The sequence below is a fragment of the Streptomyces vilmorinianum genome, from assembly GCF_005517195.1.
Taxonomy (GTDB): Bacteria; Actinomycetota; Actinomycetes; order Streptomycetales; family Streptomycetaceae; genus Streptomyces; species Streptomyces vilmorinianum.
The window spans coordinates 2,957,521-2,983,314 of the sequence record NZ_CP040244.1; the positions used below are offsets into that span (position 1 = coordinate 2,957,521).

Sequence of the window (25,794 nt, forward strand, 5' to 3'; positions counted from 1 at the left end):
GGCCAAGGAGGAACTGAACAAACGAGCCCGTTTGAGGTGTGTGCATGGCCACACCCTGACCTCGGCCACGGACGGTTAGGGTCTGTGCGCTGCCTACAAAAGGATCTGCCCCATGAACCGGGACGCGTTCGACTGGACCGACGCCGAGGCACGCCGCCGTACGGAGGCCGGGCTCGTCCGTACGCTCAGGCCCCGCGCCGCCGAGTCGGAGCTGCTCGACCTGGCGAGCAACGACTACCTCGGCCTCACGCGCCGGCCGGAGATCACCGAGGCGGCCGCCGATGCCGCACGCCGCTGGGGCGCGGGTGCCACCGGATCGCGCCTCGTCACCGGCACCACTCGGCTGCACGCCCGCCTGGAGCGCGAGCTCGCCGCGTTCTGCGGCTTCGAGGCGGCCCTCGTCTTCTCCTCCGGCTACACCGCCAACCTCGCCGCCCTCACCGCGCTGAGCAGCCGCGACTCGCTGATCGTCTCGGACGCAGGCAACCACGCGTCGATCGTGGACGGCTGCCGGCTCTCGCGCGCCGAGACGGCCGTGGTCCCGCACGCCGATCCCGAGGCGGTACGCAAGACCCTGCGGGCCCACGAGGGCCGCCGCGCCCTCGTCGTCAGCGACTCCGTCTTCTCGGTGGACGGCGACCGGGCCCCACTGCCCGAGCTGGCCGAGGCCTGCCGGGCCCATGGCGCCGCGCTCGTCGTGGACGACGCCCACGGTCTTGGCGTGCTCGGCGACGGCGGCCGGGGCGCCCTGCACGCGGCCGGCCTCGCGGGCGACGGGGACGTGGTCGCCACCCTCACCCTCTCCAAGTCGCTGGGCAGCCAGGGCGGAGCCGTCCTCGGCCCCGCCCGGGTGATCGAGCACTTGGTCAACGCGGCCCGCACGTTCATCTTCGACACCGGACTCGCCCCGGCCGCCACGGGCGCCGCCCTCGCGAGCCTGCGGCTCCTCCACGGCGAGCCCGCTCTCGCGGAGCGCGCGCAGACCGTCGCCACGATGCTGCACCGGATGCTCACCGAGGCCGGCCTGACCGCCGTACGACCGGACGCGGCCGTCGTCTCGGTGCGCGCCCCCTCACCCGAGGCGGCGCTGCGGTGGGCGGCGGACTGCCGCGAACAGGGGCTCGCCGTCGGCTGCTTCCGGCCCCCGTCGGTCCCGGACGGCATTTCGCGACTGCGCCTGACGGCCCGCGCGGATCTGACGGACGCACAGATCGAGCGGGCGGTGGCCACGATCGTACGGACCGCGCCGGCTCCCGATCCCGGTCCGGGCGACTCCGCACCGTAAGTCCGCTGACGGCGGCCCAAATACGCTTTCTCGTCGCAGAGTTCACCGCTTCGAGCGACAAATATGCACATATCTTGGTGGATCGCCACCCAGGGCGGCACGATCGGTGGCAGTCTGACGCAGTGCAGACCGGGGCCGGGCCCCGGTGGGAAAGGGACAGCGTCGCCATGGCAGACCACCAGGAAGCAACCGTCACTCTGCCGAGCGATCCCGCCTCGGTGTCCGCCGCCCGGAGGTATGTCGCCGACGTCCTCACCGGCTGGGGTCTCGCGGGCGGCAGCGACACCGCCGACGCGGTCCGACTGATCGTGTCGGAACTCGCCACCAACGCCGTCCAGCACACCCTCGGACAGTCGCCCACCTTCACCGTCGACGTCCGTCTGGAGCGCGAGGAGCAGCTGCACATCGGTGTCACCGACAGCCATCCACGCTGGCCGAAGCGACTGCCGGCGGCGGTGCAGCAGGACAACGGCCGGGGGATGGTCATCATCCGCTTCCTGACCGCCGAGGCGGGGGGACGGCTCTCGGTCACCCCGACCGACGAGGGAGGCAAGACGGTCTGGATCAACCTGCCCTGGACGGCGTCCCCCAACTAGGACTTGTCCGGGCGATCATGGGTGTGGGCAGTCAGGGGATGATTCCCGGGTGAGCAGCATCGCCACATTCTTCGTGGCGCCGGACGACACGTCAGCGGCTCTGACCCGCCACACCGGACCAGGGCGGGCACTCGAGTCGCTCTCCTTCGGCAACGTCGATCCCGAGGAGGCGGTGGTCGAGTGGGAATGCCTTCTTGCCGGCGGCAGCTTCGAGGCACTCGTAGAATGGCCTTGGCGCCCGTCGGGTTCGCAGTCAACCGACGCTACGCCGTCAAGTACACCGCCCAACTGGAGGCCGCCGGGTTCACGCCGGTGACCGACCGGACCGGCCGGCTGCGGTACGAGCCGCCGGGCGGGCAGCTTCCCGGGCACGGCAATCCGTTCGCCAGGTGAAGCAGTTGATGCCCTCATCGGCCTGGTCGGTCGAGGAGGTGCGGCCGTCGCGGGAACCGGGGCTCCGGCGGCCGTGACGGCGCCCGCCGACTGGGGCAGCGACTTCAAGGAGCCCGGAGCCCGGAGCCCGGAGCCCGGAGCCCGGAGCCCGGAGCCCGGAGTCCGCATCCGGTCCGGCCCGTACCTCACAGCGAGCGTCAGGGGGCTGGGCTACCCCGGGGACGGCGCGACGGAGGGGGCGAGTACGAGTGTGGTCTGTCTGCAGTACAACCCCGGCCCGGGCGCGTACAAGTTGACGGCCGATTTCCCGGGGGCGTACATCACGCGGGTCGTCTGGCGGGGCGAGTGCTGAGGAGACGGTCGCACGACGACCGGGGCGCGGGCGGGCCGAGGGCTCGCGCCCGGCGCTGAACTGTCGTACGCGCCGACCGGCCGGACCGGGGAGGTTCTTGACGCGCACGATCCCGTGGCTGTCCGCCAGGTGGGCCGCCACCACCGCCGTCGATCAGCTCACCATCCGGTCCCAGTTCCCGAGCTCGCCGAGACAGCCGGCCGTGAGCAGATGTCCTCCTCGCCGAGTGCGACGACCGGGCGCGCCGCCGTTCCGAACGCCGCGTCGAGGCCGCCGGGTTCCCCCGCGACACATCGCTCCGCACGTGCGACGTCGACGCCAACCCCGACCTCGACCTCGACCCAGCCATGATCCGTACCCTCGCCACGTGCGAATGGATCAAGACGGGCCTGCCCCTCTGCCTCATCGGGGACTCCGGCACCGGCACGTCCCACCCGCTGATCGCTCTGGGCACCGAGGTCGCGATGGCCGGCTCAACGTGCCACGGGCGGCGGCCGGGAGCTCGCGGCGGCGGCACGCCTCCGGAGACCGTCCGCACCTGGCTCACCACCCACGCCCGCCTGGCGGCCGCGGGCAGCCTCTCCGTCCGCCTCGCGGAGACCCTGCCACTGAAGGAGGCACCGAGGGCCTAGGAACTCAGCGAAGCGGGCGATGTGCGCGGCAAGCTGATCCTGCTGCCGTAGCGCCACGTGGCCGCCCGTGGTGCGGTCCGATCGTGCGCTGAGCGGATGAAGCGGCGTGGAATCCGGTTCCCCTACCCTCACCAGCGGCTAGTGGTCCTCTGAGACCCAGACCACGACCGGACGGGAGTCCTTCCCATGGTGACGCACCCACGAGGGCGGGGGCGGATCGCCCCCATCGCAGCCGTCTGCGCGCTCGCCGCCGCGCTGACCACCGGCCCGTCCGCGGCGAGCGCCGCCGCCCGGACCCCGACCTGCTTCGGGCGGACCGCCACCATCGTCGTCCAGAACGAGGGCGTGGTCACCAACGGAACCAATCGGCGTGACGTGATCGTCGGAACCCCGGGGAACGACACCATCAACGGGCTCGGGGCCGGCGATCTCATCTGCTCCCTCGGCGGTGACGACATCGTCACCGGCGGCCTCGGCAACGACCGGATCGACGCCGGCGCCGGTAACGACGAGGTGTTCGGGGACGTCTTCCATCCGACCGACGACGTCGTCGGCGGCGGAGACGACTACCTGGCGGGCGGGGACGGCGACGACCGCTTGATCGGTGACAGCCTCACCTTCGCGGGCCGTGCCACGGGCGGCGGCCGGGACGAGATCCACGGCGGCCCCGGCTTCAACCGCCTCACCGGCGACAGCCGGGGCGCCGACGCGACGGGCGGCGGCGACGACCGCCTGTTCGGCGGCGACGACGTCGACTTCCTGCTGGGCGACTCCACCGCCTTCACGGGGACGGTCACCGGAGCGGGGGACGACCAGCTGTTCGGCGGCGGCGGCTTCAACTTCCTCATCGGCGACAGCCAGGGTCCCGGACCCGTGGGCGGGAGCGGCGGTGACGACATCCTGGACATGGGCGCCGGGGGCCCGCTCGCGATCGGGGACCACAACATCTTCGACCCCGAGGGCGGCACCGCACTGGGCGCCGGCCGCGACCGGATCACCGGCGGCGGCCTGCCCGAGGAACTCATCGGCGACAGCTCCGTACCGGAGGGTGCGACCGCGCCAGCCGCCGCCGACGTCATCTTCGGCGGCGACGAGAACGACCGACTGTTCGGCGACAATGCGGGCTTCAACGCTGATTTCGTCACAACAGGGACCACTGGCGACCGGGGAGGTGACGACGCCCTGTACGGCGAAGCGGGTGACGACCTCCTCCGCGGCGGTCCACGCGACGACCGCCTCGACGGCGGCCCCGGTACCGACGACTGCGACGGCGAGGGCGGCCGCGACACCCTCACCGCCTGCGAGGCGGGTCTGCGGACCGCCACCGTCTTCGGCGCGAGGCTCCAGCGGTACCTTTCCTGACCGGCACGGCCCGCGGGTGACGTGCCTCGCTCGGGAAAAGCGGTCAGGTCACAGACGGAGTACGGCTGGTGGCCGCCGACCGGCGTCGAGAATGAACTGTGCAGTGGCGAGCCTTGGGCCCTTCATGCCGACCGCCAGGCAATCGGCCAAAGCGCTGAGGTGTCCTGCACGGTGGCCTCCTGATCGGTGCGGGGAGAACTCCCTTCACCTGGACCAAGTCGGGCCGCGCGGCCGATTCGGACACCGACCGAGAGACTTTGCCATGCCTTTGCATTCGGTGGGGTGCTGCAGAGGGCTGCTGTCTTTGTCTCACGCAGCTTGATTTGTCGCGTTCCCAGAGGTCAGCGCCGCCCGCCCCACCAGCGGCCGCGCGACTCCTCCTCGGCCGGGACTCACCGGGGGAGCGGCGGCGTGCGGGCCGGCCCTGCTCGGGCATGACAACTCCGGCCGGTGCGACGGGATCGATCGCCGCCCGTTCCGGCGCGGGCGCGAGCGCTCGCGTGCGTTCTGCGAGTCGAGCCACGCTGACGCCTTCGAGGACCGGTGCGAGGTGGCACTTGTCGGTCGTTTCCGGGGCCCGGTGGGCTTCAGATGCTGTGGCGGCAGCACCCGCACACGGAGAACCGGGTCGATGACGTATGGGGCGCCCAGCAGTCCGCCCATGCACCAGCCCTACGCGCGATCCTGCGGCGCAGGGCTACGCGCGGCAGCGAGGTACTCCGCCTCGCTGCGACAGACGGCAAGCCCACCCAGCTGCTGAGGCCTCGCCGGCGCCGTGAAGGACTGAAGGGCGTCGCCCGCCTTGGAGCATGTGGTGACTCAGAGGTGGCCGTCCAGGAAGTCCCGGACCTCGGCGGTGGTCATAGGCCCTGTACCGTGCGCCACCGCCTCTCCCTCCTTCAGCAGGACGTAGGACGGGGCTCCGGTGATCCCGTATCGCTCGGTTGCGGCCGGACAGCGGGTGATGTCGGTGCGGACGGCCGTCAGGCGGCCCGCGTACTCGTCGGCGATGCCACCCACGACGAGGTCCATCGCCCGGCAGGGCTCGATTGCCTTGGGCCATGTCCCCGTGAAGTACGCGAGGACCGGGACTCCGCTCATCCTGAGGATGAAATCGAACTCCGCATCCTCACGGGGTTGGTGAACCCGCTTCGCCATGGAAGCTCCTGACCTCGTGTTCCGTCTTTCCCTCTCCATCATCCCCCGCGCGGCTGCGACCCGGGCCGGTGGCTGGACGCCTGGCGGGTGTTCGCGGCACGACGCCGCCCCGGTGCCCGCGGCGGCGCCCGTCGGGCCGGTGAAGACGTGGGAGACGGCGTCGGCCGGCTACCGCCGCGCGCTCGGCGCGCACCGTGTGGCAGCCGCATCCCGGCAGGCGGCCCCGGCCCTCGCCGCGGCCGCCGTACGGCGGGAGCGGGGCCGCCGCGAACTGGAGCTGATGGTCCGCCGCCCCTGGCGCAAGACCGGGGTCGCCAGAACTCTCCACGCGGGGAAGGGTGTTCTGCCACTCGTCCGGGTCGAGCTGGGGCTTCGGCGGCGCGATGCGCTGGATGAGGGCGAGCACCTCGCGGCTGACGGCGGGCAGGACGTCGGCGTACCGCCACGTGAAGGCGTCGTGTGCCGATGACAGGGCGATGTCGGTGGCATCGACGCGGGCGGAGAAGACCAGCTGCCGGGTGGTGGTGCAGTTGAAGGGGTGGTCGAAGGAGCCTGCATGGCCAGTGAGCTCGATGCCGTGGATCCCGGTTTCCTCGCCACGTTCCCGCAGCGCGGCCTGGTCGGGGCTCTCTCCGTCCTTGATGGCACCGCTCGGAAGCTCCCTCCTGGCAGCGTTCGCAGGTCGACACCGGCAGCTTGGGGGTCCGCTGGGTGGCGGGCCCGCGACGGCCCGGGGAGCGGCCGGGGGGCGCGCGGCGAGGAATAGGGTGGGGCCCCCTTCGCGGGCTTCAGCTGGAACTCCCCCCGGCAGCGGGCCGATTCGGGCTGCCGAGATTGGATGGCAACCATGACGGACCGGCGGGATCGACGAGTCGCGGTCTTCGGCGCGGGCTACATCGGACTGGTGACGGGAGCATGCCTGGCCGATCTCGGGCACCTCGTCGTCGTGCGGGACATCGACCCGGAGAAGGTCCGGCTCCTCCAAGCGGGTGACGTGCCGATCTACGAGCCGGGCCTGTGCGACATGATCGCCCGGAACAAGGAGCGGCTGACGTTCACACTCGACCTCGACGAGGCGCTGGAGGGGGCCGAGGTCGCCTACGTATGCGTCGACACCCCGCCGTCGGCGTCCGGTGACGCCGATCTGTCGAAGGTCTGGTCGGTCGTCAGGTCCCTGGCTGGCGCCGCGCACCTGCGCGCGGTCGTGATGAAGTCGACCGTGCCGGTCGGCACCGGTGCCCGGGCGCGGGCCGTATTGGACGAGGCCGGGCTCACGACCACCGGCTACGCGTCGAACCCGGAGTTCACCGCCGAGGGCCGGGCCGTGAGCGACTTCATGAACCCGGACCGGATCGTCATCGGAGCCGACGACGCGGCCGCCGCCGCGCTCATCGCGGAACTGCACGAGGGCATCAACGCGCCGGTCGTGACAATGGACGTCCGCTCGGCGGAGATGGTGAAGCTCGCTTCGAACGCTCTGCTCGCCACGAAGATCAGCTTCGCGAACGAGATCGCGACCCTGTGCGAGAACACCGGGGCGGACGCAACGGAGGTCCTGGGCGCCGTCGGGCTCGATCACCGGCTCGGCCCCCACTTCCTGCGCCCCGGGATCGGGTGGGGTGGCTCCTGCTTCCCGAAGGACTCCGAGGCGCTGCGGCAGCTCGCGAGCAACACCGGTTTCCACCCGATGCTGCTGTCGGCGGTGATCGACGTGAACAACATCCAGAAGCGCCGATCGATCCAGAAGCTCAAGGACGTCCTCGGTGATCTGGCCGGCCGGGAGATCGTCCTGCTGGGGATGGCGTTCAAGCCCGGCACGGATGACATGCGCGAGGCTCCGTCGACGGTCCTCGCATCGCGGCTGCAGGCCGAGGGTGCGAGCGTGCGGTGCTGGGACCCGCTGGCACGGCCCAGTGACGCGGAGCCGTGGACATCCGCGACCCGGTACGCGAGCCCGGAGGAGGCGCTGGACGGTGCGGACGCAGCGGTGGTGGTCACGGAGTGGCCGCAGCTGCACGACGTCGACTGGGCGCACGCGGCCGAGGCGATGCGGCGGCCGGTGCTCTTCGACGGACGGAACCTGCTGGACCCGGCCCGGATGCGGGAGCTCGGCTTCACGTACATGTCGGTCGGGCGGCCGTAGGGAGCGAGCGGCACACTGCCCCGGCAGGGAGTTCCGACGGGGCAGTGGTGTGTTCAGGCGAGCCCGGCGCGGCGGGCGACCGCCAGGACGTGGTCGTCGAAGAGCGCGAGCACGTCGGGCGGTTGCGGGTTGCGGGTCGAGGGCGTGGAGGTGGGCGACAGCTGCGAGTGCGGTCATGGCGGTGTCGAGGAGTTCCCGCTCGACGTCCTGAAGCGTGTGCGACGGGCCTTTCCGGGGGTTCTGGCCGGGTGGCGCCGACGAGCGCGGCGATCACCTCGCCGGCCTCCTCACCGACCTTCGCGACCCGCCCCCACAGCAGCGCCTCGGCATCGCGGCCCTCGTTGGCCGGGAAGGTGTCGATCCATTCGGACACGGCGCGGATCAACTCGCCGGTACGTGCCGTGGTCACGCCGCCCCCTCGGCGGGCGCGGCGCCGGCGGTGCGGGCGACGACGAGGATGTGGGACGACGGACCCAGCACGCTCGGCTCGGCTCGGCTCGGCTTCGGCTTCGGCTTCGGCCCGGCGGACTGCGGCCAGGACCCGCTCCCGACCCGTCTCGATGACCATCTGTCCGGCAGGGTTCGGCAGGAGCTTGGCCGGGCCCTCCACCGCGAGCAACGCCCGGACGGACAGACCCGCAGCCCGCGCTTCGTCAGCGAGACCCTCGGGGGTGTGGAAGCAGGCGGTGGTCCACAGCCGTTCGAAGTCCCGGCCGGGGGCCGCGGTGCCAGGGCACGGCAGACGCCGGTGGTTGGGCACCTGCCCATGGAATCGGCCCTGACCTGGACCGCTTCCAACTCCCCCGCTGAGTACGCGTACTCAGGTGCCGTCTGCCGGACTCCTCCATGCTGGGGCGCGAACGCCGGACCGTCTCAGGGAGACATACGCATGGACCATGCCCTGCAGCTGCGCACTGCCACGCCTCGGGATCACGACTGGATCCACGAACTGCGCCACCGGGTGTACGCGGAGGAGCTGGGCCAGCATCCGGTGGATCCGTCGGGAAGGCTGAGCGACGGACTCGACGGCGACAATGTCTATCTCGTGGCCGCGCGCGGCGAGACGCGGATCGGCTTCGTCAGCCTCACCCCGCCGTGGGTCGGCCGCTACTCCCTCGACAAGTACCTGACGCGCGAGGAGCTGCCGGTCCTGACCGAGGAGGCGCCGTTCGAGATCCGCGTCCTGACCGTCGAGGAGCACTGGCGGTCCACCGCGGCGGCGCCGCTCCTCATGTACGCGGCGCTGCGCTGGGTCGCGGCGCGGGGCGGCCGCCGGGTGGTGGCGATGGGACGCACGGAGCTGCTCGACATGTACCTCGCCGCCGGGCTGCGGCCGGTGGGGCGCACGGTCCGCTCGGGCGCGGTCTCGTTCGAGGTCCTCAGCGGCTCCGTGGCCGAGCTGACGAGGACGGTCGCGGAGCGCCACGGCCGGACCCTGGAGAGGCTGCGGACGGGCCTCGACTGGCGGCTCGACATGCCCTTCGCGCCGCGTGCGGACGGCTGTGAGCACGGCGGGGCGTTCTTCTCGGCGATCGGCACCGACTTCCGGACCCTGACCCGCCGTCACGAGGTGGTCGCGGCGGATGTGCTGGACGCCTGGTTCCCGCCGTCCCCAGGGGTCCGCGCGGTCCTTTCGGAGGATCCGGGGTGGGCGGCCCGGACCTCGCCGCCGACTGGCGCGGAGGGACTGCTCGCGGAGATCGCCGGGGTCCGGGGGCTGCCGGTGGAGTCGCTGGTCGTCGGGGCGGGCTCGTCCGATCTGATCTTCCGGGCGTTCGGCCGGTGGCTGACGCCGGGGAGCCGGGTGCTCCTGCTCGATCCGGGCTACGGGGAGTACGCCCATGTCACCGAGCGGGTGATCGGCTGCCGGGTCGACCGGCTCCAGCTGCGCCGGGAGGACGGCTGGCTGCTCGACCCGGCCCGGCTCGCCGCCGCGACCGGCGACGGACGGTACGACCTCGTGGTGGTGGTCAACCCGAACAACCCGACCGGCCGCCACGCCCCGGCCGGCGCGCTGCGCGCGGTGATCGAGGCCTCGCCCGTGCGGACCCGGTGGTGGATCGACGAGGCGTACCTCGCGTACGTCGATCCGGCGGACTCGCTTGCCGGGCTCGCCTCGGCCGATTCCCGGGTCGTGGTCTGCACCTCGCTGTCGAAGATGTACGCGCTGTCGGGGATGCGGGCGGCGTACCTGGTGGCCGGTCCGGAGACGGCCGGGGAGCTGCGGCGCTGGACGCCGCCGTGGCCCGTGAGCCTGCCGGCCCAGCTGGCTGCCGTGAACGCGCTGCGCGACCCCGCGTACTACGCGGAGCGCTGGGCCCGCACCCATGTGCTGCGCCGGGGACTGGCGTACGACCTCTCGGAGCTGGACGGGTTCTCCTCGGTCGACGAGGGGGTGGCGAACTTCCTCACGGTGACCCTGCCGCCGGACGGACCGAGCGCGGCGCGGCTGGTGCGCGAGTGCCGGCGGCACGACGTGTTCCTGCGTGACCTGTCGCCGATGTCCCCGGCGTACGAGGGGCGGACCGTCCGGATCGCCGTCCGCGACACGGCGGAGAACGCGCGGATCGTGGCGGCGTGCCGGAGCGCCCTGGACGCGCTGCGCGCGCCGGCCGCAGTGGTGTCGGGCGCGCCGGGGCGGGCTTCCCGGTGACGACGGTCGCCGGTCTCGTGCCGTACCTCGGCGGGGCACTGGCGGTCGGGGGCGTCGCGGTGGCGGCGACCCGGCGCCGTGAGCTGATGGTCCGCTGGTGCGTGTGGGCGCTCGGAGTGCCCCTGGTGACATCCGCGTTCTGGCTGGGTCCACCGGGGATCGCGGTGCTCGCGGCCGTGGTCGGCGTGGTCGCGGTGGCGGAGTTCGGCGGGCTGCTCCGGCTGGGGCCGGTGGACCGGGCGGTGCTGGGCGCGGCGATCGTCGGACTCGTCCTGACCGCCTGGCTGGCCCCCGGGGAGGTGCTCCGGGTGGCAGCGGCCGGGGCGCTTGCGATCGCTGGGGTGCCGTTGCTCTCGGGCGACGCGGAGCACGGACTCCGCCGCCTGGGGGCGGGCCTGCTGGGGCTCGTGTGGCTGGGCGCTCTGGCCGGCCTCGTATCGTCCGGCGCCCTCGGCCTCGTGCTGTTCGTGGCCGTGTCGATCGCCGACATCGTCGCGTACGCGGCCGGTCGCCGTCTCGGCGGACCCCGGCTCTCCCCGCTGTCGCCCGCCAAGCGGTGGAGCGGCACGCTGGCCGGGGCCGCGGCCGGTCTCCTCACGCTGGCCGTGCTGTCCTCCCTGACGTGGCAGACGGCGGTGGCCGTGGCGGTCGGCGGCCCGCTCGGGGACCTGCTGGAGTCGATGGTCAAGCGGGGCGCCCGTGCCAAGGACGCCGGCCGGTGGCTGCCCGGCTCCGGCGGCCTCCTCGACCGGATCGACTCCCTCCTCGTCGCTCTGGCGGTGCTGTTGGTGCTGAAGTGAGCCACGGGGCGGGGTGAGCCATGTGACGGGGCGAGCGTGAGGCTGGGTGGGGCCGGGCCGGTTGCGCTGGGAGTCACCTCTGCCCCGTGGCGGACGGCCGCCCGGGTGACGGTGGAGCGGTCGATACCGAACAGCAGGGCGAGGTCAGAGTGTGGCTACCCGCGACGGTAGGCCTCCCACGCCGTCCCACTTCCAGGGCCTGCTCCCGGTACCGGCGCAGCTCGGGAACGCCCTGCTGGGCGCGCCCGGCCCAGTAGGCGGTGATCGAGGACGCGAACGCGGGGCCCTTCTCCTGTCCTACGGCGTCGGCTTCTCCTGCGGGGCGATGGCCGTCACCACGTGATCGGCCGGACAGCTCCTAGGGCGCCTGGCGGCCTGGGGGCACCCTCCCGAATCCGCCGCGCAGCAGCGCCCGCAGAGACCGCGCCGCCGGGCCCGACTCCTCGCCGCGGTGCGCCACCGAGATCGTGCGACGGAACGACGTCGGCTCCAACGCCCGTACGCCCAGGGGCGACACCGCCATCGAGGCGACCATCTCCGGCACCACCGCCACCCCGAGCCCCGCGCTGACCAGCGCGCACACCAGGGCGTAGCCCGGCGTACGGCAGACCACCGACGCGGTCGCGCCGGCCCGGGCGAGCGCGCCCTCCACGCCCCGCCGCGGCGGATGGTCCGGGGCGCTGCTGATCAGCGGCCGGCCGGCGAGCTCCGCGATCGGCAGGCGGCCCGAAGCCTCCGCCAGCTGATGGCCCGGGGCCGTGACCAGCACCAACTCCTCGACCAGCAGGGGCTCCAGCTCGACCCCCGGCGGCAGCGGGGCCGGTTCCGCCGGTTCGTAGGCATGGGTGAGCGCCAGATCGACCTCGCCCGACGCCACGGCATGGACCCCGCCCGGTGGCTCGTACTCGGCGACCGTCAACTCCACGTCCGGGTGGGCCCGGCGGAACGCGCTCAGGACCGGCGGCAGCAGATGGATGCCCACGGTGGTGAAGGTGCCGACCCGAAGGCGCCCGCCGGAGAGGCCGGCGAGCTGCGCCAGCTCGTGGCGGGCCCGCTCCATCTCGGCCAGGACCCGGCGCGCCCGGGTGACGAGCAGTTCGCCCGCAGCCGTCAGGCGCGTGCCGCGGTGGTGGCGGACGAGCAGCGGGGTGCCCGCCTCCCGCTCCAGTTTGGCGAGCTGCTGGGAGAGCGCGGGCGGGGTGTAGCCGAGCCGGGCGGCGGCACGGGTGATCGAGCCGTCCTCGGCCACCGCCACCAGCGCCGCGAGCCTCACCAGATCCTGCATAAAGGATTCCTTTGGGCAGACCCAGAAGATTGTGTCTACACCCTAAAGGCTCGCGGCGGGCACGCTGGGCTCATGGACGGACAGCTGATCGCCTTCATCGGAGTCGCGGCGGGCATGGTGGCCATGCCGGGCGCGGACTTCACCGTCGTCGTCCGCAGTGCTCTCGCCTCGCGCCGGGCCGGAGTGGCCTGTGGCGTCGGTGTGGCGGGCGGGCTCGTGGTGCACACCGCGCTGGCGGTGGCGGGGCTCGCCGCGGTGCTGATCGCCGTACCGGTGCTCTACCGGGCCCTGCAGATCGCCGGTGGCGCGTACGTCCTCTACCTCGGCGTGCGGGCGCTGGGCGGTGCGCTGCGGGCGAGCGGCGGAGCGCAGGCGGATGCGCGGGCGGATACGCGGGCGGATACGCGGGCGGATACGCGGGCGGGGGAGCGGGTCGCCGGACGGGCGCTGCGCCAGGGGTTCCTGACCAACGTCCTGAACCCCAAGGCCCCCGTGCTGTTTCTGAGCCTGCTGCCGCAGTTCGTGCCGGACGGCGCGGCCGTCCTGCCACGTACGCTGCTGCTCGCGTCGATCGTCGTCGTCCTCGCCCTGCTGTGGTTCCCGCTGGTGGCGCTCCTGGTGGACCGGCTCGGTCACTGGCTGCGGCGGCCGCGGACGGCCCGGACCGTGCAGGGGGTGACGGGTGGCGCGCTCGCCGCCCTGGGGCTTTCGCTGCTCTCGGCTCCGCTCGCCGGGAGTTGAGGCGACGCCGCCGGGCGAAGCTGCGGCGGCGCCACCGCACCCCCGCCCGGCAGGGCATCGGTCAGCGGATCATCGGACCCTGCCGTAATACACCTTGGACGACCAGATCTTGTCGAGCTTCACCCAGGAACCGCTCTTGGGCGAGTGCCAGATCTTGTTGTTCCCGGCGTAGATGCCCACGTGATAGACCCTCCCACCGGAGTGGAAGAAGACCAGGTCCCCCTTCTGCCGGCCGGAAGCCGCGATGTGCCGGGTCTGGTTGTACTGCTGCTGCGCGGTACGGGGCAGCGACTTGCCCGCCTTCTTGTACGAGTAGAGCGTGAGCCCCGAGCAGTCGAACCGGGTCGGGCCGGCCGCTCCGTACTTGTAGGGCGATCCCTTCTTCGATGCCGCGATGTCCAGCGCCTTGCCGGCGTACGCGGTCGCGGCCTGGGCCTCCGGTGCGGCGCCTGGCGCCAGCATCGTGCCGCCGACGGCGGCGAGGGTGAGAGCCGAGACGGCTCCGGCCCGGGACAGCAGGGACGGGACATGAATCTGCGCAGTCATGCGCAACCCTTCGTCAGCCGCCTGTGAAGGATGACCTGTCGGGTTCGGACTGGCGAAGTTGCCCGGCCGCGGCTGCGGCTTCACCCCGAGGAACGGCCCCACTGCTCGGTCGTCCCGTACTGATTGGGTCCTCCACTCCTGCCGATCCACTCCTGTCGACCAGACATCCGGGACAGCGGCAGGACTCGGCGTCCGCCCGGACCGCCCCGCCGCGGTGGCGGGGGCTTGTCGTCGTGAGGGATCTTGACCCACACCCGGGGCGAAATCCGAGCCGAAACGGCGTTATGTGAGGCTCCTCACGACTGATCCATTCGGGTGGACAGGCATGTTTCGTGATCGTCGGAGGTTTGGCCGACGAGCCCCGCACCAGGGGTGGAACGTCCGATTCCGCCAGATGTGTACACCTGTTGCGCAACTCACCCCGCACATAAGTCGATTCGTCGACTACGCCGAACGAGGGAGGGTTTCTGCCGCTTCTCTGGCCCGAGTGGACGTCGACACGACACGCGGAAATGTCAACTCGCGCGTGTGTCGGGCACGGTGACCCGCCCCGCGCGGCGCTCCCCGTCCAACACGCGCAGCGCACGGGCCAATGTCTCCGCGTGGACCTCGCTCTCGCCCCGCATATGCATCACCGTCAGCGCGTCGCGCAGCGCGGTCGCGCGCCCCACCAGGGCCTGTGCCGCGCGCAGCGCCCCATAGGTATGCGATGTCCTGGATGGATTGATCCGGCCGAGGAGATCGACGACTTCGAGGTAGGCGTCGATGAACTCGCCCTCGGCGCGCGTCAGAGCGGGCAGTGGCGGCAGCTCGGGAACCATCTCCGGCTCACCGTGCCCCGGCGCCGCCGGACGCCCCGCGGTTCTGGATCACGTGATCCACCAGGCCGTACGCGGCGGCGGCCGGCGCGTCGAGGACGGTGAGCCGGTCGATGTCGGCCTCGATCCGCTCGCGGTTCTGCCCGGTGTGGGTGACCAGCATCCCGGCCAGCATCGCGCGCAGTCGGAGCAACTCCCGTGCCTGGATGTCGAGATCGCTGGGCTGCCCCTGCAACGGCTCGTCGGTCGTGGGTTGCTGAAGGACCACCCGGGCCCCGGGCAGCGCGAGCCGCTTGCCGGGCGCCCCGGCCGCGAGGAGCACGGCGGCGGTCGACGCCGCCTGGCCGAGGCAGGTGGTCTCCACGTCACAGGTGACGACCTGCATCGTGTCGTAGATCGCGGACATCGCGCTGATCGAACCGCCGGGGGAGTTGATGTAGAGCGAGATGTCCCGGTCCGGATCGGCGTACTCCAGGTGCAGGAACTGGGCGATGACGTCGTTGGCCGAGGTCTCGTCGATCGGCGTGCCGAGGAAGACGATCCGCTCCTCGAGCAGCTTGGAGTACGGGTCGAGGGTCCGGCTGCCGAAGGACGTGCGCTCGGTGAACTCGGGCAGGACGTAGCGATGCTGCATGAGCGGCCTCCTTGTAAAAAATGTACAGGACGTACAGACCGTAAGATGAGGAGCATGGCCTACGAGATTCCGGTGACGCAAGCACGTGCAGAGCTCGCCGACCTGATCAACCGCGTGGTGTACGGCAATGAGCGCGTCGTCGTGACCCGGCACGGGAAGCCGCTCGTGGCCCTGGTCTCCGCCGCTGACCTGGCACGACTCGAAGCGGAACACGAAATCGCCGAGGATTCGGTGGCCGGCTCGGTCTCCGAGGTCCGCCCGCTCACGTCCGCTCCCGGTGAACAAGGACGCTTCGGGATCGCGGCCCGCCACCGCGAGCCGGGCGTCTGACGCGACCGCCGTACGACACGACAGAACCGCCGTACGACACGACAGAGCCGCGTGCCCCCGTCCACTTGGGGCGGGGGCACGCGGCCGTACGGGGAAGGGCGTCAGCTCACGGGCGCCGCTTCAGGGACCGCGGCCGGCGCCGCAGCCGACGCGGCCCGGGTGCGCAGACCGCCGAGCAGCAGGGCGGTCAGTCCGGCGGCCGCCCACACCCCCAGGACCAGCAGCGGCGAGCCCGCGCCGGCGCCCTCGAAGAAGGAGACCGAACGCAGGGCCTGGCCACCCGCGCCCGGCGGCAGCCACTGACCGAGCGCACCCGCCGGCGCGGGCAGCAGCTCGGGCGCGCTCGCCACGCCCGAGAACGGGTTGCCGATCAGGATCATCAGCAGCGCCCCGAGGCCGAGGCCCGGCTTGCCGATCAGCGCCGCGAGTCCCGCGAGCGCCGCGCCGATCGCGAGGACGGTCAGCCCGAGGACCCCGGCCTCGGCCCACCAGTCGCCGGTCAGCGCACCCAGCCAGTTGTCACCGAGCGAGGCCCCGACGATCCCCGCGAGCGCGGCGGCGCCGACCAGGGCGAGGGTCGCGCGGCCGCGGCGCAGACCCAGGACCGTCACCACGATGCCGGAGGCCGCGCCGGCAAGCACGAGGGGGAACAGGCTGGCGCCGAACGCGCTGCCGCGTGGATCCGCCGCGGGCGCCGGTACGACATCGGTCACCCGGACCTGAGTGCCGGCGGGGACCTGGGCGGTGACGGCCTCGCGCAGCAGTCCGGCGACGACCGGGCTCGCGGCGGACGCGGTCAGCAGTTCGGGGCCCTGCGGTGTGACGATCACCGCGCCGTATACGACCCGGTCCTCGATCGCCGTACGGGCGGCGGCCTCGGAGTCGTAGCGGTGGACCTCGAAGGCGCCGTCGCGCTCGGCGAGGCGCTGTTCCAGAGGGGCGGTGGCGGTGGCCGGACCCGCGACGCCGATCGGCAGGTCGCGGGGCGCGATCCGGGCGGCGGGCCATGCGAAGGCCCACAGGGCCAAGGCCACGACGACGGGGATCAGCACCATCACCGCGAGGGTCTTGCGCGTGGCGGTGGCAGACATGGCGCCCTCGATTCAAAGAGAAGGATCGTTCGTTTTTGGTGAGCTCACTGTCTCGCCGGGGTGGGCGCTTGTCAAGAAGGAATGTTCGTTTTAGATTTCGGGCATGGCTCGTGTCTCCCAGGAACACCTCGACGCCCGCCGTCGTCAGATCATCGACGGCGCCGCGCGCTGCTTCGCCCGCAACGGCTTCCACGCCACGTCCATGCAGGACGTGCTGGCCGAGGTGGGTCTCTCGGCCGGCGCCGTCTACCGCTACTTCCGGGGCAAGGACGAGCTGATCGCGGCCATCGCCGACGAGGCGTTCTCGGGCATCCGCGTCGCCTTCGAGGAGGCGTCGAGGGTCACCCCGCCGCCCACCCCCGACGTCCTGCTCGGCGCCGTCCTGCGGATCTTCCTGGAGGAGCGCATCCCGGGGGCGGACCGCCAGGCCTTCGCGCGCCTGATCGTCCAGGTGTGGTCCGAGACGATGCGGGACGAGAAGCTCTTCCGGACCCTGTCCGAGGGGTACAACGGCATGCGCGAGGTCTGGGCGGAGCTGGTCGAGGCCTACCGGGCGAACGGCTTGATGCACGCCGACGTCCCCGCCGACCACCTCGCCCGCACGATGATCGCCATCGCACAGGGATTCATCGCGCAGCAGGCCCTCTTCGGGGACGTGGAGGCGCCGATCCTGGAGGACGGACTGCGGGCGCTGATGTCGATGACGCCCGAGCAGCCGGGTCGCCGCGGTTAACGCGGCGTAACAAGGCGGAAACTCCGCACGACTAACCTGCCGGTCCACCCGGTCCGTCCGGCCGGGCGCGAGGACTTGTGAGGTGGGACGCGTGCAACTATCGCCGCACGAGCAGGAGCGCCTGCTCATCCATGTGGCCGCCGACGTGGCCGAGAAGCGCAGGGCACGCGGAGTGAAGCTCAACCACCCCGAGGCCGTCGCCCTGATCACCACTCACATCCTGGAGGGTGCCCGCGACGGCCGTACGGTCGCGGAGCTCATGGCCTCCGGCCGCAAGGTGCTCTCCCGCGACGACGTGATGCCCGGGATCCCCGAGATGATCCACGACGTCCAGGTCGAGGCCACCTTCCCGGACGGCACGAAGCTCGTCACCGTCCATGACCCGATCGTGTGAGGGAGGAGCGTCGCCGATGATTCCCGGAGAAGTCCTTTTCGGTGAAGGTCCCGTGGCCCTCAACGAGGGCCGGCCCGTCACCCGCCTCACCGTCCTCAACGCCGCCGACCGGCCCGTCCAGGTCGGCTCCCACTACCACTTCGCCGAGGCCAACCCCGGTCTGGAATTCGACCGATCCGCCGCGCGAGGGCAGCGCCTCCACATCGCCGCCGGCACCGCCGTGCGCTTCGAGCCCGGCATCCCCGTCGAGATCGAGCTCGTCCCCCTGACGGGCCGCCGTGTGGTGCCGGGTCTACGCGGAGAGACCGCAGGGGCGCTCGATCCGAGCGACGCGGAAGCGAGGGGGACCGAAGGTGCCTGAACTGCAGCGTGCCGTCTACGCCGACCTGTTCGGCCCCACCACCGGCGACCGCATCCGGCTCGCCGACACCGACCTGCTCGTCGAGATCGAGGAGGACCGCTGCGGCGGCCCCGGCCGGGCGGGCGACGAAGCCGTCTTCGGCGGCGGCAAGGTCATCCGTGAGTCGATGGGCCAGGCCCGCACGAGCCGCGCCGAGGGCGCGCCCGACACGGTCGTCACCGGGGCCGTGATCATCGACCACTGGGGCATCGTCAAGGCCGACATCGGCATCCGCGACGGCCGGATCACCGCCCTCGGCAAGGCCGGCAACCCCGACACGATGGACGGGGTCCACCCCGACCTCGTGATCGGCCCCGAGACCGAGGTCATCGCGGGCAACGGGAAGATCGTCACCGCGGGCGCCGTCGACGCCCACGTCCACTTCATCTCCCCGACCATCGTCGACCAGGCGCTCGCCACCGGAGTCACCACCCTCGTCGGCGGCGGCACGGGACCGGCCGAGGGGACCAAGGCCACCACCAACACCCCCGGCCCCTGGCACATGGCCCGGATGTTCGAGGCCCTGGATACCTTCCCCGTCAACATCGGACTGCTCGGCAAGGGCAACACCATGTCCCGGGACGCCCTGTACTCCCAGCTGCGCGGCGGGGCGCTCGGATTCAAGATCCACGAGGACTGGGGCGCAACCCCGGCCGTCATCGACGCCTGCCTCGGCGTCTGCGAGGAGAGCGGCGCCCAACTCGCCATCCACACCGACACCCTGAACGAGGCGGGCTTCGTCGGCGACACCCTCGCCGCGATCAACGGCCGCACCGTCCACGCGTACCACACCGAGGGCGCGGGCGGCGGGCACGCACCCGACATCATCACCGTGGTCTCCGAGCCGTACGTGCTCCCCAGCTCCACGAACCCGACCCGGCCGCACACCCTCAACACCGTCGAGGAACACCTCGACATGCTGATGGTCTGTCACCACCTCAACCCGGCCGTCCCCGAGGACCTGGCCTTCGCCGAGTCCCGGATCCGCCCCTCGACCATCGCCGCCGAGGACGTCCTCCACGACCTCGGTGCCATCTCGATCATCTCCTCGGACGCGCAGGCCATGGGGCGCGTCGGCGAGGTCGTCCTGCGCACCTGGCAGACCGCGCACGTGATGAAGAAGCGCCGCGGCGCCCTGCCCGGCGACGGCCGCGCGGACAACCACCGCGTCCGTCGCTATGTCGCCAAGTACACCATCAACCCGGCGGTCGCCCAGGGGATGGACCACCTCATCGGCTCGGTCGAGCCCGGCAAGCTCGCCGACCTGGTGCTCTGGGACCCGGCGTTCTTCGGGGTGAAGCCGCAGACCGTCATCAAGGGCGGCCAGATCGCGTACGCGCAGATGGGCGACGCCAACGCCTCCATCCCCACCCCGCAGCCCGTCATGCCCCGCCCGATGTTCGGCGCGCTCGGCAGGGCGGCCGCCGCCGGATCGGTCAACTTCACGGCGCAGGCGGCGATCGAGGACGATCTCGCCGGGCGGCTCCGTGTCGGCAAGGAGTTCGTGGCGATCTCCAGTACGCGCCGGCTCACCAAGGCGGACATGAAGGAGAACGACGCGCTGCCCCGGGTCGAGGTGGACGCCGACACCTTCACGGTGACCATCGACGGCGAGGCGGTCGAACCGGCCCCCGCCGCCGAACTGCCCATGGCCCAGCGCTACTTCCTCTTCTGATGAGCCCCTCATGAGCAGCCGCGCAGCCCTTCTCGTGCTCGCCGACGGGCGCTTCCCCGCCGGCGGGCACGCCCACTCCGGCGGGGCGGAGGCCGCCGTCAAGGCGGGCCGGATCACGGACGCGGCGAGCCTCGCCGCGTTCTGCCGGGGGCGGCTGCACACCAGCGGTCTCACCGCGGCGGCCCTCGCCGCCGCGGCCGCCCTCGGCCACGACCCGTACGCCCTCGACGCGGCCGCCGACGCCCGCACCCCCTCGCCCGCCCTGCGCACCGCCGCCCGCAAGCTCGGCAGGCAGATGATGCGGGCGGCCCGGGCGACCTGGCCCTGCCCCGAACTCGACGCCCTCGCCGCCGCGTTCCCGCGCGGAGCCCACCAGCCCGTCGTCCTCGGCACCACCGCCCGCGCCGCCGGACTCGGGCCCGAGGACACCGCGCACTGCGTCGCGTACGAGACGGTCAGCGGCCCCGCCACCGCGGCCGTCCGCCTCCTCAGCCTCGACCCCTTCCAGGCCACCGCCGTCCTCGCCCGTCTCGCCCCGGACATGGACCGGGTCGCCGAGCGGGCCGCTGCCGCCGCCCGGCAGGGCATCGACACCCTGCCGGCGGCCTCCGCGCCGCTCCTCGACATCACCGCCGAACAGCACGCGGCCTGGCCCGTCCGCCTCTTCGCGTCGTGACCCCCCTCCGCCCCGGGCTTCGGGCCCCTCCGAAGACCACCCGCCCCGAGAACCCAGCCCCTCACCCACGGGAGCCGCCCCATGCATCTCGACCACACCCACGACCACGCCGGCGCGGTCTCCGCCGACGCCCACCGTCCCGACGGAACCCGCCGCGCGCTGCGGATCGGACTCGGCGGACCCGTCGGATCCGGCAAGACCGCGACCGTCGCCGCGCTCTGCCGCGCCCTGCGCGACCAACTCTCGATCGCCGTCGTCACCAACGACATCTACACCCGCGAGGACGCCGAGTTCCTGCTCCGCAACGCCGTCCTGCCCCCCGAGCGCATCCAGGCGGTCGAGACGGGCGCCTGCCCGCACACCGCCATCCGCGACGACATCTCCGCCAATCTCGAAGCCGTCGAGGAGCTGGAGGACAGCGTCGGCCCCCTCGACCTGATCCTCGTCGAGTCAGGCGGCGACAACCTCACCGCCACCTTCTCCAAGGGCCTCGTCGACGCCCAGATCTTCGTCATCGACGTCGCGGGCGGTGACGACATCCCCCGCAAGGGCGGCCCCGGCGTCACCACGGCCGACCTGCTCGTCGTGAACAAGACCGACCTCGCCCCGTACGTCGGCTCCGACCTGGAGCGCATGGCCCGCGACGCGAAGGAGCAGCGCGGCGACCTGCCCGTCGCCTTCACCTCGCTCACCGGCGAGCACGGTGTCGCCCCGGTCGCCGACTGGGTGCGCGCCCGGCTCGCGGCATGGACCGCATGAGCCTGCACGCCACCGCCGGGATCGTCGCCGAAGCAGGCGGCGGGCTGCCGGTCCTGCGAAGCGACGGCCCCCTCGCCCTGCGCCGCACCCGGGGCACCGACCCGTACACCCGCGTCACCGTCGTCGGCGCGATGAGCGCGCCGCTCGGCGGCGACCGGCTGGCGATCGAGACCGACGTACGGGACGGGGCACGGCTCCTCGTCGACTCCGCCGCCGCGACCGTGGCCCTGCCCGGCCACGCCGCGGAACCGGCCACGTACGACATCAGGATCACCGTCGGCGACGACGCCGTGCTGCGCTGGCTGCCCGAGCAGCTCGTCTCCGCGCGCGGCTCCGACCTGCGGATGCGGACCACCGTCGACCTCGCGCCCACCGCGCGGCTGGTGCTCCGGGAGGAACAGATCCTCGGCCGCCACGGCGAGGAGACCGGCACCCTTCGCACGCGCCTCACCGTCCGTCGCGCCGGACGGCCCCTGATCGACCAGGAGTTGGCGTACGGCCCCGGCGCCCCCGGCGGCTGGGACAGCGGCGCGGTCCTGGCCGGCCACCGCGCCACCGGCCAACTCCTCGTCGTCGACCCCGAGTTCGAGGACAAGCCGGTGGAGTCCAGGCTCCTCGCCGAGAACGCCGTCCTCGCCCCGCTCGCCGGCCCCGCCGCCCTGGTCACCGCCGTCGCCCCCGACGCGCTGCACCTGCGCCGCACCCTCGACGAGGCGCTCAACGCCCTTGCCCCGGCCTGAGTTCACCGCTCAGCGGTACACCGCCCTCCGGCTATCGGTTCGGCAAAGAAACACCAGTACGACCTTTCGTCGCGCGCCCCCCAGACGAAAGGATCCCCTGGACAGACCGACATCCTCAGGGGGAGAAACCACGTGAGACGCACGTCAGTGCTCGGCTCGGCCGGCACTCTGGTAGCGGGCACGCTCATGGCGGGCGCGCTGGCCGCCCCGGCGGCGAACGCCGACACCCGTCACCGGCCCGACGCGGAGACGCGCGGCGTCACCGCCGCCGCCCAGCGGGCGGCCCAGCAGGGCATCGACTGGCAGGACTGCCCCGCCGACTGGGGCCTGGAGAAGCCCATCCAGTGCGGCTGGGTCACCGTCCCGGTCGACTACGCCCGGCCGAACGGCAAGCAGATCAAGATCGCCGTAGACCGCGTCGGCGCCACCGGCACGCCCGCCGAGCGCCAGGGCGCGCTCCTGTACAACCCCGGCGGCCCCGGCGGCTCCGGCCTGCGCTTCCCGCGCCGGGTCGTCACCCAGAACAAGATCTGGGCGGGCGCCGCCAAGGCCTACGACTTCGTGGGCTTCGACCCGCGCGGCGTGGGCCACTCGGCCCCCATCTCCTGCGTCGACCCGACCGAGTTCGTCAAGGGACCCAAGCTCGACCCGGTCCCCGACAGCGAGGCCGACAAGCTCGCCCAGCGCAAGCTCGCCGCCGAGTACGCCGCGGGCTGCGCGGAGAAGAGCGGCGACATCCTGCCGTACATCAACACCCTCAACACCGCCCGCGACCTCGACGTCATCCGGGCCGCGCTCGGCGAGAAGAAGCTCAACTTCGTCGGCGTCTCCTACGGCACCTACCTCGGCGCCGTCTACGGCACGCTCTTCCCGACGCACGTCCGCCGCATGGTCCTCGACAGCGTCGTCAACCCGTCGACGCGGAAGATCTGGTACGGGGTCAACCTCGACCAGGACATCGCCTTCGAGGGCCGGCTCAAGGACTGGATGACCTGGGTCGCCCAGCACGACGCCACCTTCCACCTCGGCGACACCTACGACGAGGTCCGGCAGCAGTGGGAGACCCTGCGCGCCGACGCCAAGAAGAGCCCGCTGGGCGGCAAGGTCGGCCCGGCCGAGCTCGTCGGCTTCTTCCAGAACGCGCCCTACTACGACTCCATGTGGGTCCCGGTCGCCGAGGCCTGGAGCGCCTACGCCGCCGGAGACCCGCAGCCGCTGATCGACTCGGCGGCCGCCGACCTCACCGACACGGCGGGCAACATCGCCTCGGAGAACGGCAACGCGGTCTACACCGCCGTCGAGTGCGCCGACGCCCCCTGGCCGACCAGCTGGAAGAAGTGGGACCGGGACAACAGCCGGCTCCACGAGCAGTACCCGTTCATGACCTGGGCCAACGCCTGGATGAACCTGCCCTGCGCCACCTGGTCCACCCCGCGCCAGCGCCCGACCGAGGTGCGGACGGGCAAGGGCCTGCCGCCGGTGCTCATCACCCAGGCCGAGCGCGACGCGGCCACCCCGTACGCCGGAGCGCTCGAACTGCACAAGCGGTTCAAGGGCTCGCGCCTCATCACCGAGAAGGACGCCGGCTCGCACGGCATCACCAACGTCACCAACCCGTGCCTCAACACGCGGGTGGAGGCCTACCTGCTGACGGGCGAGCTCGACAGCGAGGACGTGACGTGCGCACCGCACGCCACGCCCCGGCCGTAGGCACCGGATGACGGGGGAGGGGCGGCCGTCGCACGACGGCCGCCCCTCCCTCACATACGGGAGGCGAGCCAGGCGTCCTCGGCCGCGTAGTCGAAGAAGTCCACCTCGTACTTCGCCAGACCGGGGAAGGCCTCCCGCCACTCCCGGCCCGCCAGCCGCCCGGTCAGCCACTCGACCGTCGCCGGCAGGGACTCCGCGTACGACACGACCGGCCGGTACCCCAACTCCCGTTCCGCCGCGGTCATGTCGTAGACGATCGGATGCTCCGCGGTCCACGGCGTGAGCCCCACCGTGCCGTCCGGCGCCCCCTCCATCAGCACCGTCTCGCTCCGAACCCCGACGACGGCATCGATCGCGGCACCGATCTCCGCGACCGTCGGAGCCTCGGGATCGGCGCCGTTCAGCACCCGGGTCCCCGGGTTCGCCGCCGCGAGCCGGATCAGCTCCCCGAGATTGTCCACATGCACCGGGTGGAACCGCGAGGCGCCGCCGTACGCGAGGACGCGCACCGGCCGCCCGTCCAGCGCCCGCTTGACGAACCACAGCTCACGCGGACCCGGGCAGTACGGCCCGTGGATCGCGCCCGCCCGCAGCACCGTCGTCGGCAGCGCCTCGCCCGCCGCGAGCAACTCCCGCTCCAGCGCCACCTTCCGCGTCCCGTACGTCCCCTCGCCCGGCGCCACCGTGCCCCAGGACTCCGGGATCGGCACCGGACAGGCGGGGAACCCGTCCGGCTGGTCCTGGGTGTCGAAACTGCGGCCCCGCTCGTCCTCGTAGACCGCGCCGCTGGAGATCACCACCGCCGAGCCGATCCGGTCGGCGAGTCCGGTCAACTGCCGCCCGTGCCCGGCGTGATACGCGACGATGTCCACCAGCACGTCACAGCCGTCGCCGAGCGCCGCGGCGAGCGCGCCCTCCTCGTCGCGGTCGAACGCCACGGGCCGGACCTCCGCCGGCCACTCCTCGTCCCGGCCGCCCCCGCGCGAGGCGGCCCTCACCCCCCAGCCGTCCGCGGCGAGCGCCCGCACGGCCGCCCGCCCCACCTGTCCTGTCGCCCCGATGACGAGTGCGTGTCCCTTTGCCATGGACGCGACGCTACGGCGACGGTGATCGCCCTCCCAGGGGCTTTCGCCGTGCGCGGATCCGCCGTCAGCGTCCCCGCCGCGGGAACTTTCGGGGCGCCTTCGTGCTCTCCGCCTCCGCCGCCTTCACCTTGGCCGCGTAGTCGTCGACGTACTCCTGCCCGGACAGGGCCAGGATCTCGTACATGATCTCGTCCGTCACCGCGCGCACCGCGGCCTTCTCGCCCTCCATGCCGGCATACCGCGAGAAGTCCAGCGGAGCCCCGAAGCGGATGGTGACCCGCTTGATCCTCGGCACGACCTGCCCGGGCGGCTGGATCTCGAACGTTCCCAGCATCGCGCAGGGAATCACCGGCACGCCGGCCGTGATCGCCATGACCGCGACCCCGACCTTGCCCTTGTACAGCCGCCCGTCGTGCGAGCGGGTGCCCTCCGGATAGATCCCGAGCAGCTCGCCCCGGGACAGAACTCCGAGCCCCTCACGGATCGCGGCCTGCCCGGCCTCCTTGCCGGAACGGTCCACCGGGATCTGCCCGGCGCTGCGGAAGAACGCGGCGGTCAGCCGGCCCTTGATCCCCGGACCGGTGAAGTACTCCTGCTTGGCGAGGAAGGTGATCCGCCGCTTGAGGACCACCGGCATCAGGAAGTGGTCGGAGAACGACAGATGATTGCCGGCGACGATCGCCGCGCCCTCCTCCGGAATGTGCTCCAGACCCTCGATGCGTGGCCGGAACACCAGCCTCAGCAACGGCCCGAGCAGCACGTACTTGAGTACGTAGTAGAACACCGGCGGCCCCCGTTCGGTT

The 25,794-nt window shown here is 72.4% G+C and carries 27 protein-coding genes, 2 pseudogenes and 1 riboswitch; of the genes and pseudogenes, 20 read left to right on the plus strand and 9 right to left on the minus strand.

The window, feature by feature from the left end:
- The first annotated feature begins 112 nt into the window (after positions 1-112).
- From FDM97_RS13870 to FDM97_RS13895, 6 genes and pseudogenes are all read left to right on the plus strand, one after another.
- Positions 113-1,285 (plus strand): 8-amino-7-oxononanoate synthase, encoded by a 1,173-nt coding sequence (locus FDM97_RS13870; RefSeq protein ID WP_137990717.1) that lies wholly within the window; start codon positions 113-115, stop codon positions 1,283-1,285.
- Positions 1,286-1,452: 167 nt separating this feature from the next.
- On the plus strand, positions 1,453-1,881 hold the full coding sequence (locus FDM97_RS13875; protein WP_137990718.1) for an ATP-binding protein: 429 nt from the start codon (positions 1,453-1,455) through the stop codon (positions 1,879-1,881).
- A gap of 225 nt (positions 1,882-2,106) precedes the next feature.
- Complete coding sequence (locus tag FDM97_RS35770; protein WP_175439113.1) at positions 2,107-2,274, plus strand: hypothetical protein; 168 nt, start codon at positions 2,107-2,109, stop codon at positions 2,272-2,274.
- A gap of 73 nt (positions 2,275-2,347) precedes the next feature.
- Positions 2,348-2,626, plus strand: a complete 279-nt coding sequence (locus tag FDM97_RS35775) for a hypothetical protein (RefSeq protein WP_175439114.1) — start codon at positions 2,348-2,350, stop codon at positions 2,624-2,626.
- Positions 2,627-2,735: 109 nt separating this feature from the next.
- Positions 2,736-3,099 (plus strand): annotated as a pseudogene (locus tag FDM97_RS37085) (ATP-binding protein); the annotation flags it as partial.
- Positions 3,100-3,444: 345 nt separating this feature from the next.
- The gene (locus tag FDM97_RS13895) at positions 3,445-4,620 is read left to right on the plus strand and encodes a calcium-binding protein (RefSeq protein WP_137990721.1); all 1,176 of its coding nucleotides are present in this window, start codon (positions 3,445-3,447) and stop codon (positions 4,618-4,620) included.
- A gap of 819 nt (positions 4,621-5,439) precedes the next feature.
- Here the strand turns inward: FDM97_RS13895 and FDM97_RS13900 are convergent.
- Positions 5,440-5,778 (minus strand): thioredoxin family protein, encoded by a 339-nt coding sequence (locus FDM97_RS13900; protein WP_137990722.1) that lies wholly within the window; start codon positions 5,776-5,778, stop codon positions 5,440-5,442.
- Between FDM97_RS13900 and FDM97_RS36380 the strand changes: the two genes are divergently transcribed.
- A complete protein-coding gene (locus FDM97_RS36380; protein ID WP_254705580.1) occupies positions 5,777-6,247 on the plus strand; it encodes a hypothetical protein in 471 nt (156 codons plus the stop codon). The two genes, FDM97_RS13900 and FDM97_RS36380, sit on opposite strands and share 2 nt — an antisense overlap.
- A 12-nt stretch (positions 6,248-6,259) precedes the next feature.
- Here the strand turns inward: FDM97_RS36380 and FDM97_RS37090 are convergent.
- A pseudogene (locus FDM97_RS37090) lies at positions 6,260-6,715 on the minus strand (NUDIX hydrolase); the annotation flags it as partial.
- On the opposite strand from FDM97_RS37090, the gene FDM97_RS13910 reads away from it, so the two are divergent.
- The 3 genes from FDM97_RS13910 to FDM97_RS13920 all read left to right on the plus strand — a co-directional run bounded on the left by FDM97_RS13910 (position 6,626) and on the right by FDM97_RS13920 (position 11,374).
- Positions 6,626-7,921: a UDP-glucose dehydrogenase family protein gene (locus tag FDM97_RS13910; RefSeq protein ID WP_137990724.1), complete on the plus strand. Its 1,296-nt coding sequence runs from the start codon at positions 6,626-6,628 to the stop codon at positions 7,919-7,921. The pseudogene FDM97_RS37090 and the gene FDM97_RS13910 sit on opposite strands and share 90 nt — an antisense overlap.
- Positions 7,922-8,810: 889 nt before the next feature.
- Positions 8,811-10,574 (plus strand): pyridoxal phosphate-dependent aminotransferase, encoded by a 1,764-nt coding sequence (locus FDM97_RS13915; protein WP_137990725.1) that lies wholly within the window; start codon positions 8,811-8,813, stop codon positions 10,572-10,574.
- On the plus strand, positions 10,571-11,374 hold the full coding sequence (locus tag FDM97_RS13920) for a phosphatidate cytidylyltransferase (RefSeq protein ID WP_175439115.1): 804 nt from the start codon (positions 10,571-10,573) through the stop codon (positions 11,372-11,374). Before FDM97_RS13915 ends, FDM97_RS13920 begins: the two co-directional genes overlap by 4 nt.
- 358 nt (positions 11,375-11,732) lie before the next feature.
- Here FDM97_RS13920 and FDM97_RS13925 read toward each other — a convergent pair whose 3' ends face one another.
- Positions 11,733-12,659: a LysR family transcriptional regulator gene (locus FDM97_RS13925; RefSeq protein ID WP_137990726.1), complete on the minus strand. Its 927-nt coding sequence runs from the start codon at positions 12,657-12,659 to the stop codon at positions 11,733-11,735.
- A 72-nt stretch (positions 12,660-12,731) separates the two neighbouring features.
- Between FDM97_RS13925 and FDM97_RS13930 the strand changes: the two genes are divergently transcribed.
- Positions 12,732-13,400 (plus strand): LysE family translocator, encoded by a 669-nt coding sequence (locus FDM97_RS13930; RefSeq protein ID WP_137990727.1) that lies wholly within the window; start codon positions 12,732-12,734, stop codon positions 13,398-13,400.
- 69 nt (positions 13,401-13,469) lie between these two features.
- On the opposite strand, the gene FDM97_RS13935 is transcribed toward FDM97_RS13930, so the two are convergent.
- From FDM97_RS13935 to FDM97_RS13945, 3 genes are all read right to left on the minus strand, one after another.
- Complete coding sequence (locus tag FDM97_RS13935; protein ID WP_137990728.1) at positions 13,470-13,946, minus strand: C40 family peptidase; 477 nt, start codon at positions 13,944-13,946, stop codon at positions 13,470-13,472.
- Between the two features lie 3 nt (positions 13,947-13,949).
- Positions 13,950-14,122, minus strand: a riboswitch (cyclic di-AMP (ydaO/yuaA leader).
- Between the two features lie 339 nt (positions 14,123-14,461).
- Positions 14,462-14,767 (minus strand): hypothetical protein, encoded by a 306-nt coding sequence (locus FDM97_RS13940; RefSeq protein ID WP_137990729.1) that lies wholly within the window; start codon positions 14,765-14,767, stop codon positions 14,462-14,464.
- 7 nt (positions 14,768-14,774) lie between these two features.
- Positions 14,775-15,398, minus strand: a complete 624-nt coding sequence (locus FDM97_RS13945) for a ClpP family protease (protein ID WP_137990730.1) — start codon at positions 15,396-15,398, stop codon at positions 14,775-14,777.
- Positions 15,399-15,452: 54 nt separating this feature from the next.
- Between FDM97_RS13945 and FDM97_RS13950 the strand changes: the two genes are divergently transcribed.
- Entirely contained in the window at positions 15,453-15,728 is a 276-nt protein-coding gene (locus FDM97_RS13950) for a type II toxin-antitoxin system Phd/YefM family antitoxin (protein WP_137990731.1), read from the plus strand.
- A gap of 101 nt (positions 15,729-15,829) precedes the next feature.
- On the opposite strand, the gene FDM97_RS13955 is transcribed toward FDM97_RS13950, so the two are convergent.
- Positions 15,830-16,819 (minus strand): ABC transporter permease, encoded by a 990-nt coding sequence (locus FDM97_RS13955; RefSeq protein ID WP_137990732.1) that lies wholly within the window; start codon positions 16,817-16,819, stop codon positions 15,830-15,832.
- Positions 16,820-16,922: 103 nt separating this feature from the next.
- Between FDM97_RS13955 and FDM97_RS13960 the strand changes: the two genes are divergently transcribed.
- The 8 genes from FDM97_RS13960 (at position 16,923) to FDM97_RS13995 (ending at position 23,906) form a co-directional block, all read left to right on the plus strand.
- Positions 16,923-17,552 carry a TetR/AcrR family transcriptional regulator gene (locus FDM97_RS13960; protein ID WP_137990733.1) on the plus strand — a complete coding sequence of 210 codons (630 nt, stop codon included), beginning with the start codon at positions 16,923-16,925 and terminating at the stop codon, positions 17,550-17,552.
- 91 nt (positions 17,553-17,643) lie between these two features.
- Complete coding sequence (locus tag FDM97_RS13965) at positions 17,644-17,946, plus strand: urease subunit gamma (RefSeq protein WP_137990734.1); 303 nt, start codon at positions 17,644-17,646, stop codon at positions 17,944-17,946.
- Between the two features lie 16 nt (positions 17,947-17,962).
- Entirely contained in the window at positions 17,963-18,307 is a 345-nt protein-coding gene (locus FDM97_RS13970) for an urease subunit beta (RefSeq protein WP_137990735.1), read from the plus strand.
- Positions 18,300-20,021 (plus strand): urease subunit alpha, encoded by a 1,722-nt coding sequence (locus tag FDM97_RS13975; RefSeq protein WP_137990736.1) that lies wholly within the window; start codon positions 18,300-18,302, stop codon positions 20,019-20,021. Before FDM97_RS13970 ends, FDM97_RS13975 begins: the two co-directional genes overlap by 8 nt.
- Before the next feature lie 10 nt (positions 20,022-20,031).
- Positions 20,032-20,697, plus strand: coding sequence for an urease accessory protein UreF (locus FDM97_RS13980; protein WP_137990737.1), 666 nt, complete (start codon positions 20,032-20,034; stop codon positions 20,695-20,697).
- A gap of 81 nt (positions 20,698-20,778) precedes the next feature.
- On the plus strand, positions 20,779-21,456 hold the full coding sequence (ureG, locus tag FDM97_RS13985; RefSeq protein ID WP_137990738.1) for an urease accessory protein UreG: 678 nt from the start codon (positions 20,779-20,781) through the stop codon (positions 21,454-21,456).
- The gene (locus tag FDM97_RS13990) at positions 21,453-22,196 is read left to right on the plus strand and encodes an urease accessory protein UreD (protein WP_137994806.1); all 744 of its coding nucleotides are present in this window, start codon (positions 21,453-21,455) and stop codon (positions 22,194-22,196) included. Before ureG ends, FDM97_RS13990 begins: the two co-directional genes overlap by 4 nt.
- Positions 22,197-22,382: 186 nt before the next feature.
- Positions 22,383-23,906 carry an alpha/beta hydrolase gene (locus FDM97_RS13995; protein ID WP_137994807.1) on the plus strand — a complete coding sequence of 508 codons (1,524 nt, stop codon included), beginning with the start codon at positions 22,383-22,385 and terminating at the stop codon, positions 23,904-23,906.
- 50 nt (positions 23,907-23,956) lie between these two features.
- On the opposite strand, the gene FDM97_RS14000 is transcribed toward FDM97_RS13995, so the two are convergent.
- Complete coding sequence (locus FDM97_RS14000) at positions 23,957-24,991, minus strand: NAD-dependent epimerase/dehydratase family protein (protein WP_137990739.1); 1,035 nt, start codon at positions 24,989-24,991, stop codon at positions 23,957-23,959.
- Between the two features lie 64 nt (positions 24,992-25,055).
- Positions 25,056-25,775, minus strand: coding sequence for a lysophospholipid acyltransferase family protein (locus FDM97_RS14005; protein WP_137990740.1), 720 nt, complete (start codon positions 25,773-25,775; stop codon positions 25,056-25,058).
- Positions 25,776-25,794: the final 19 nt, after the last annotated feature.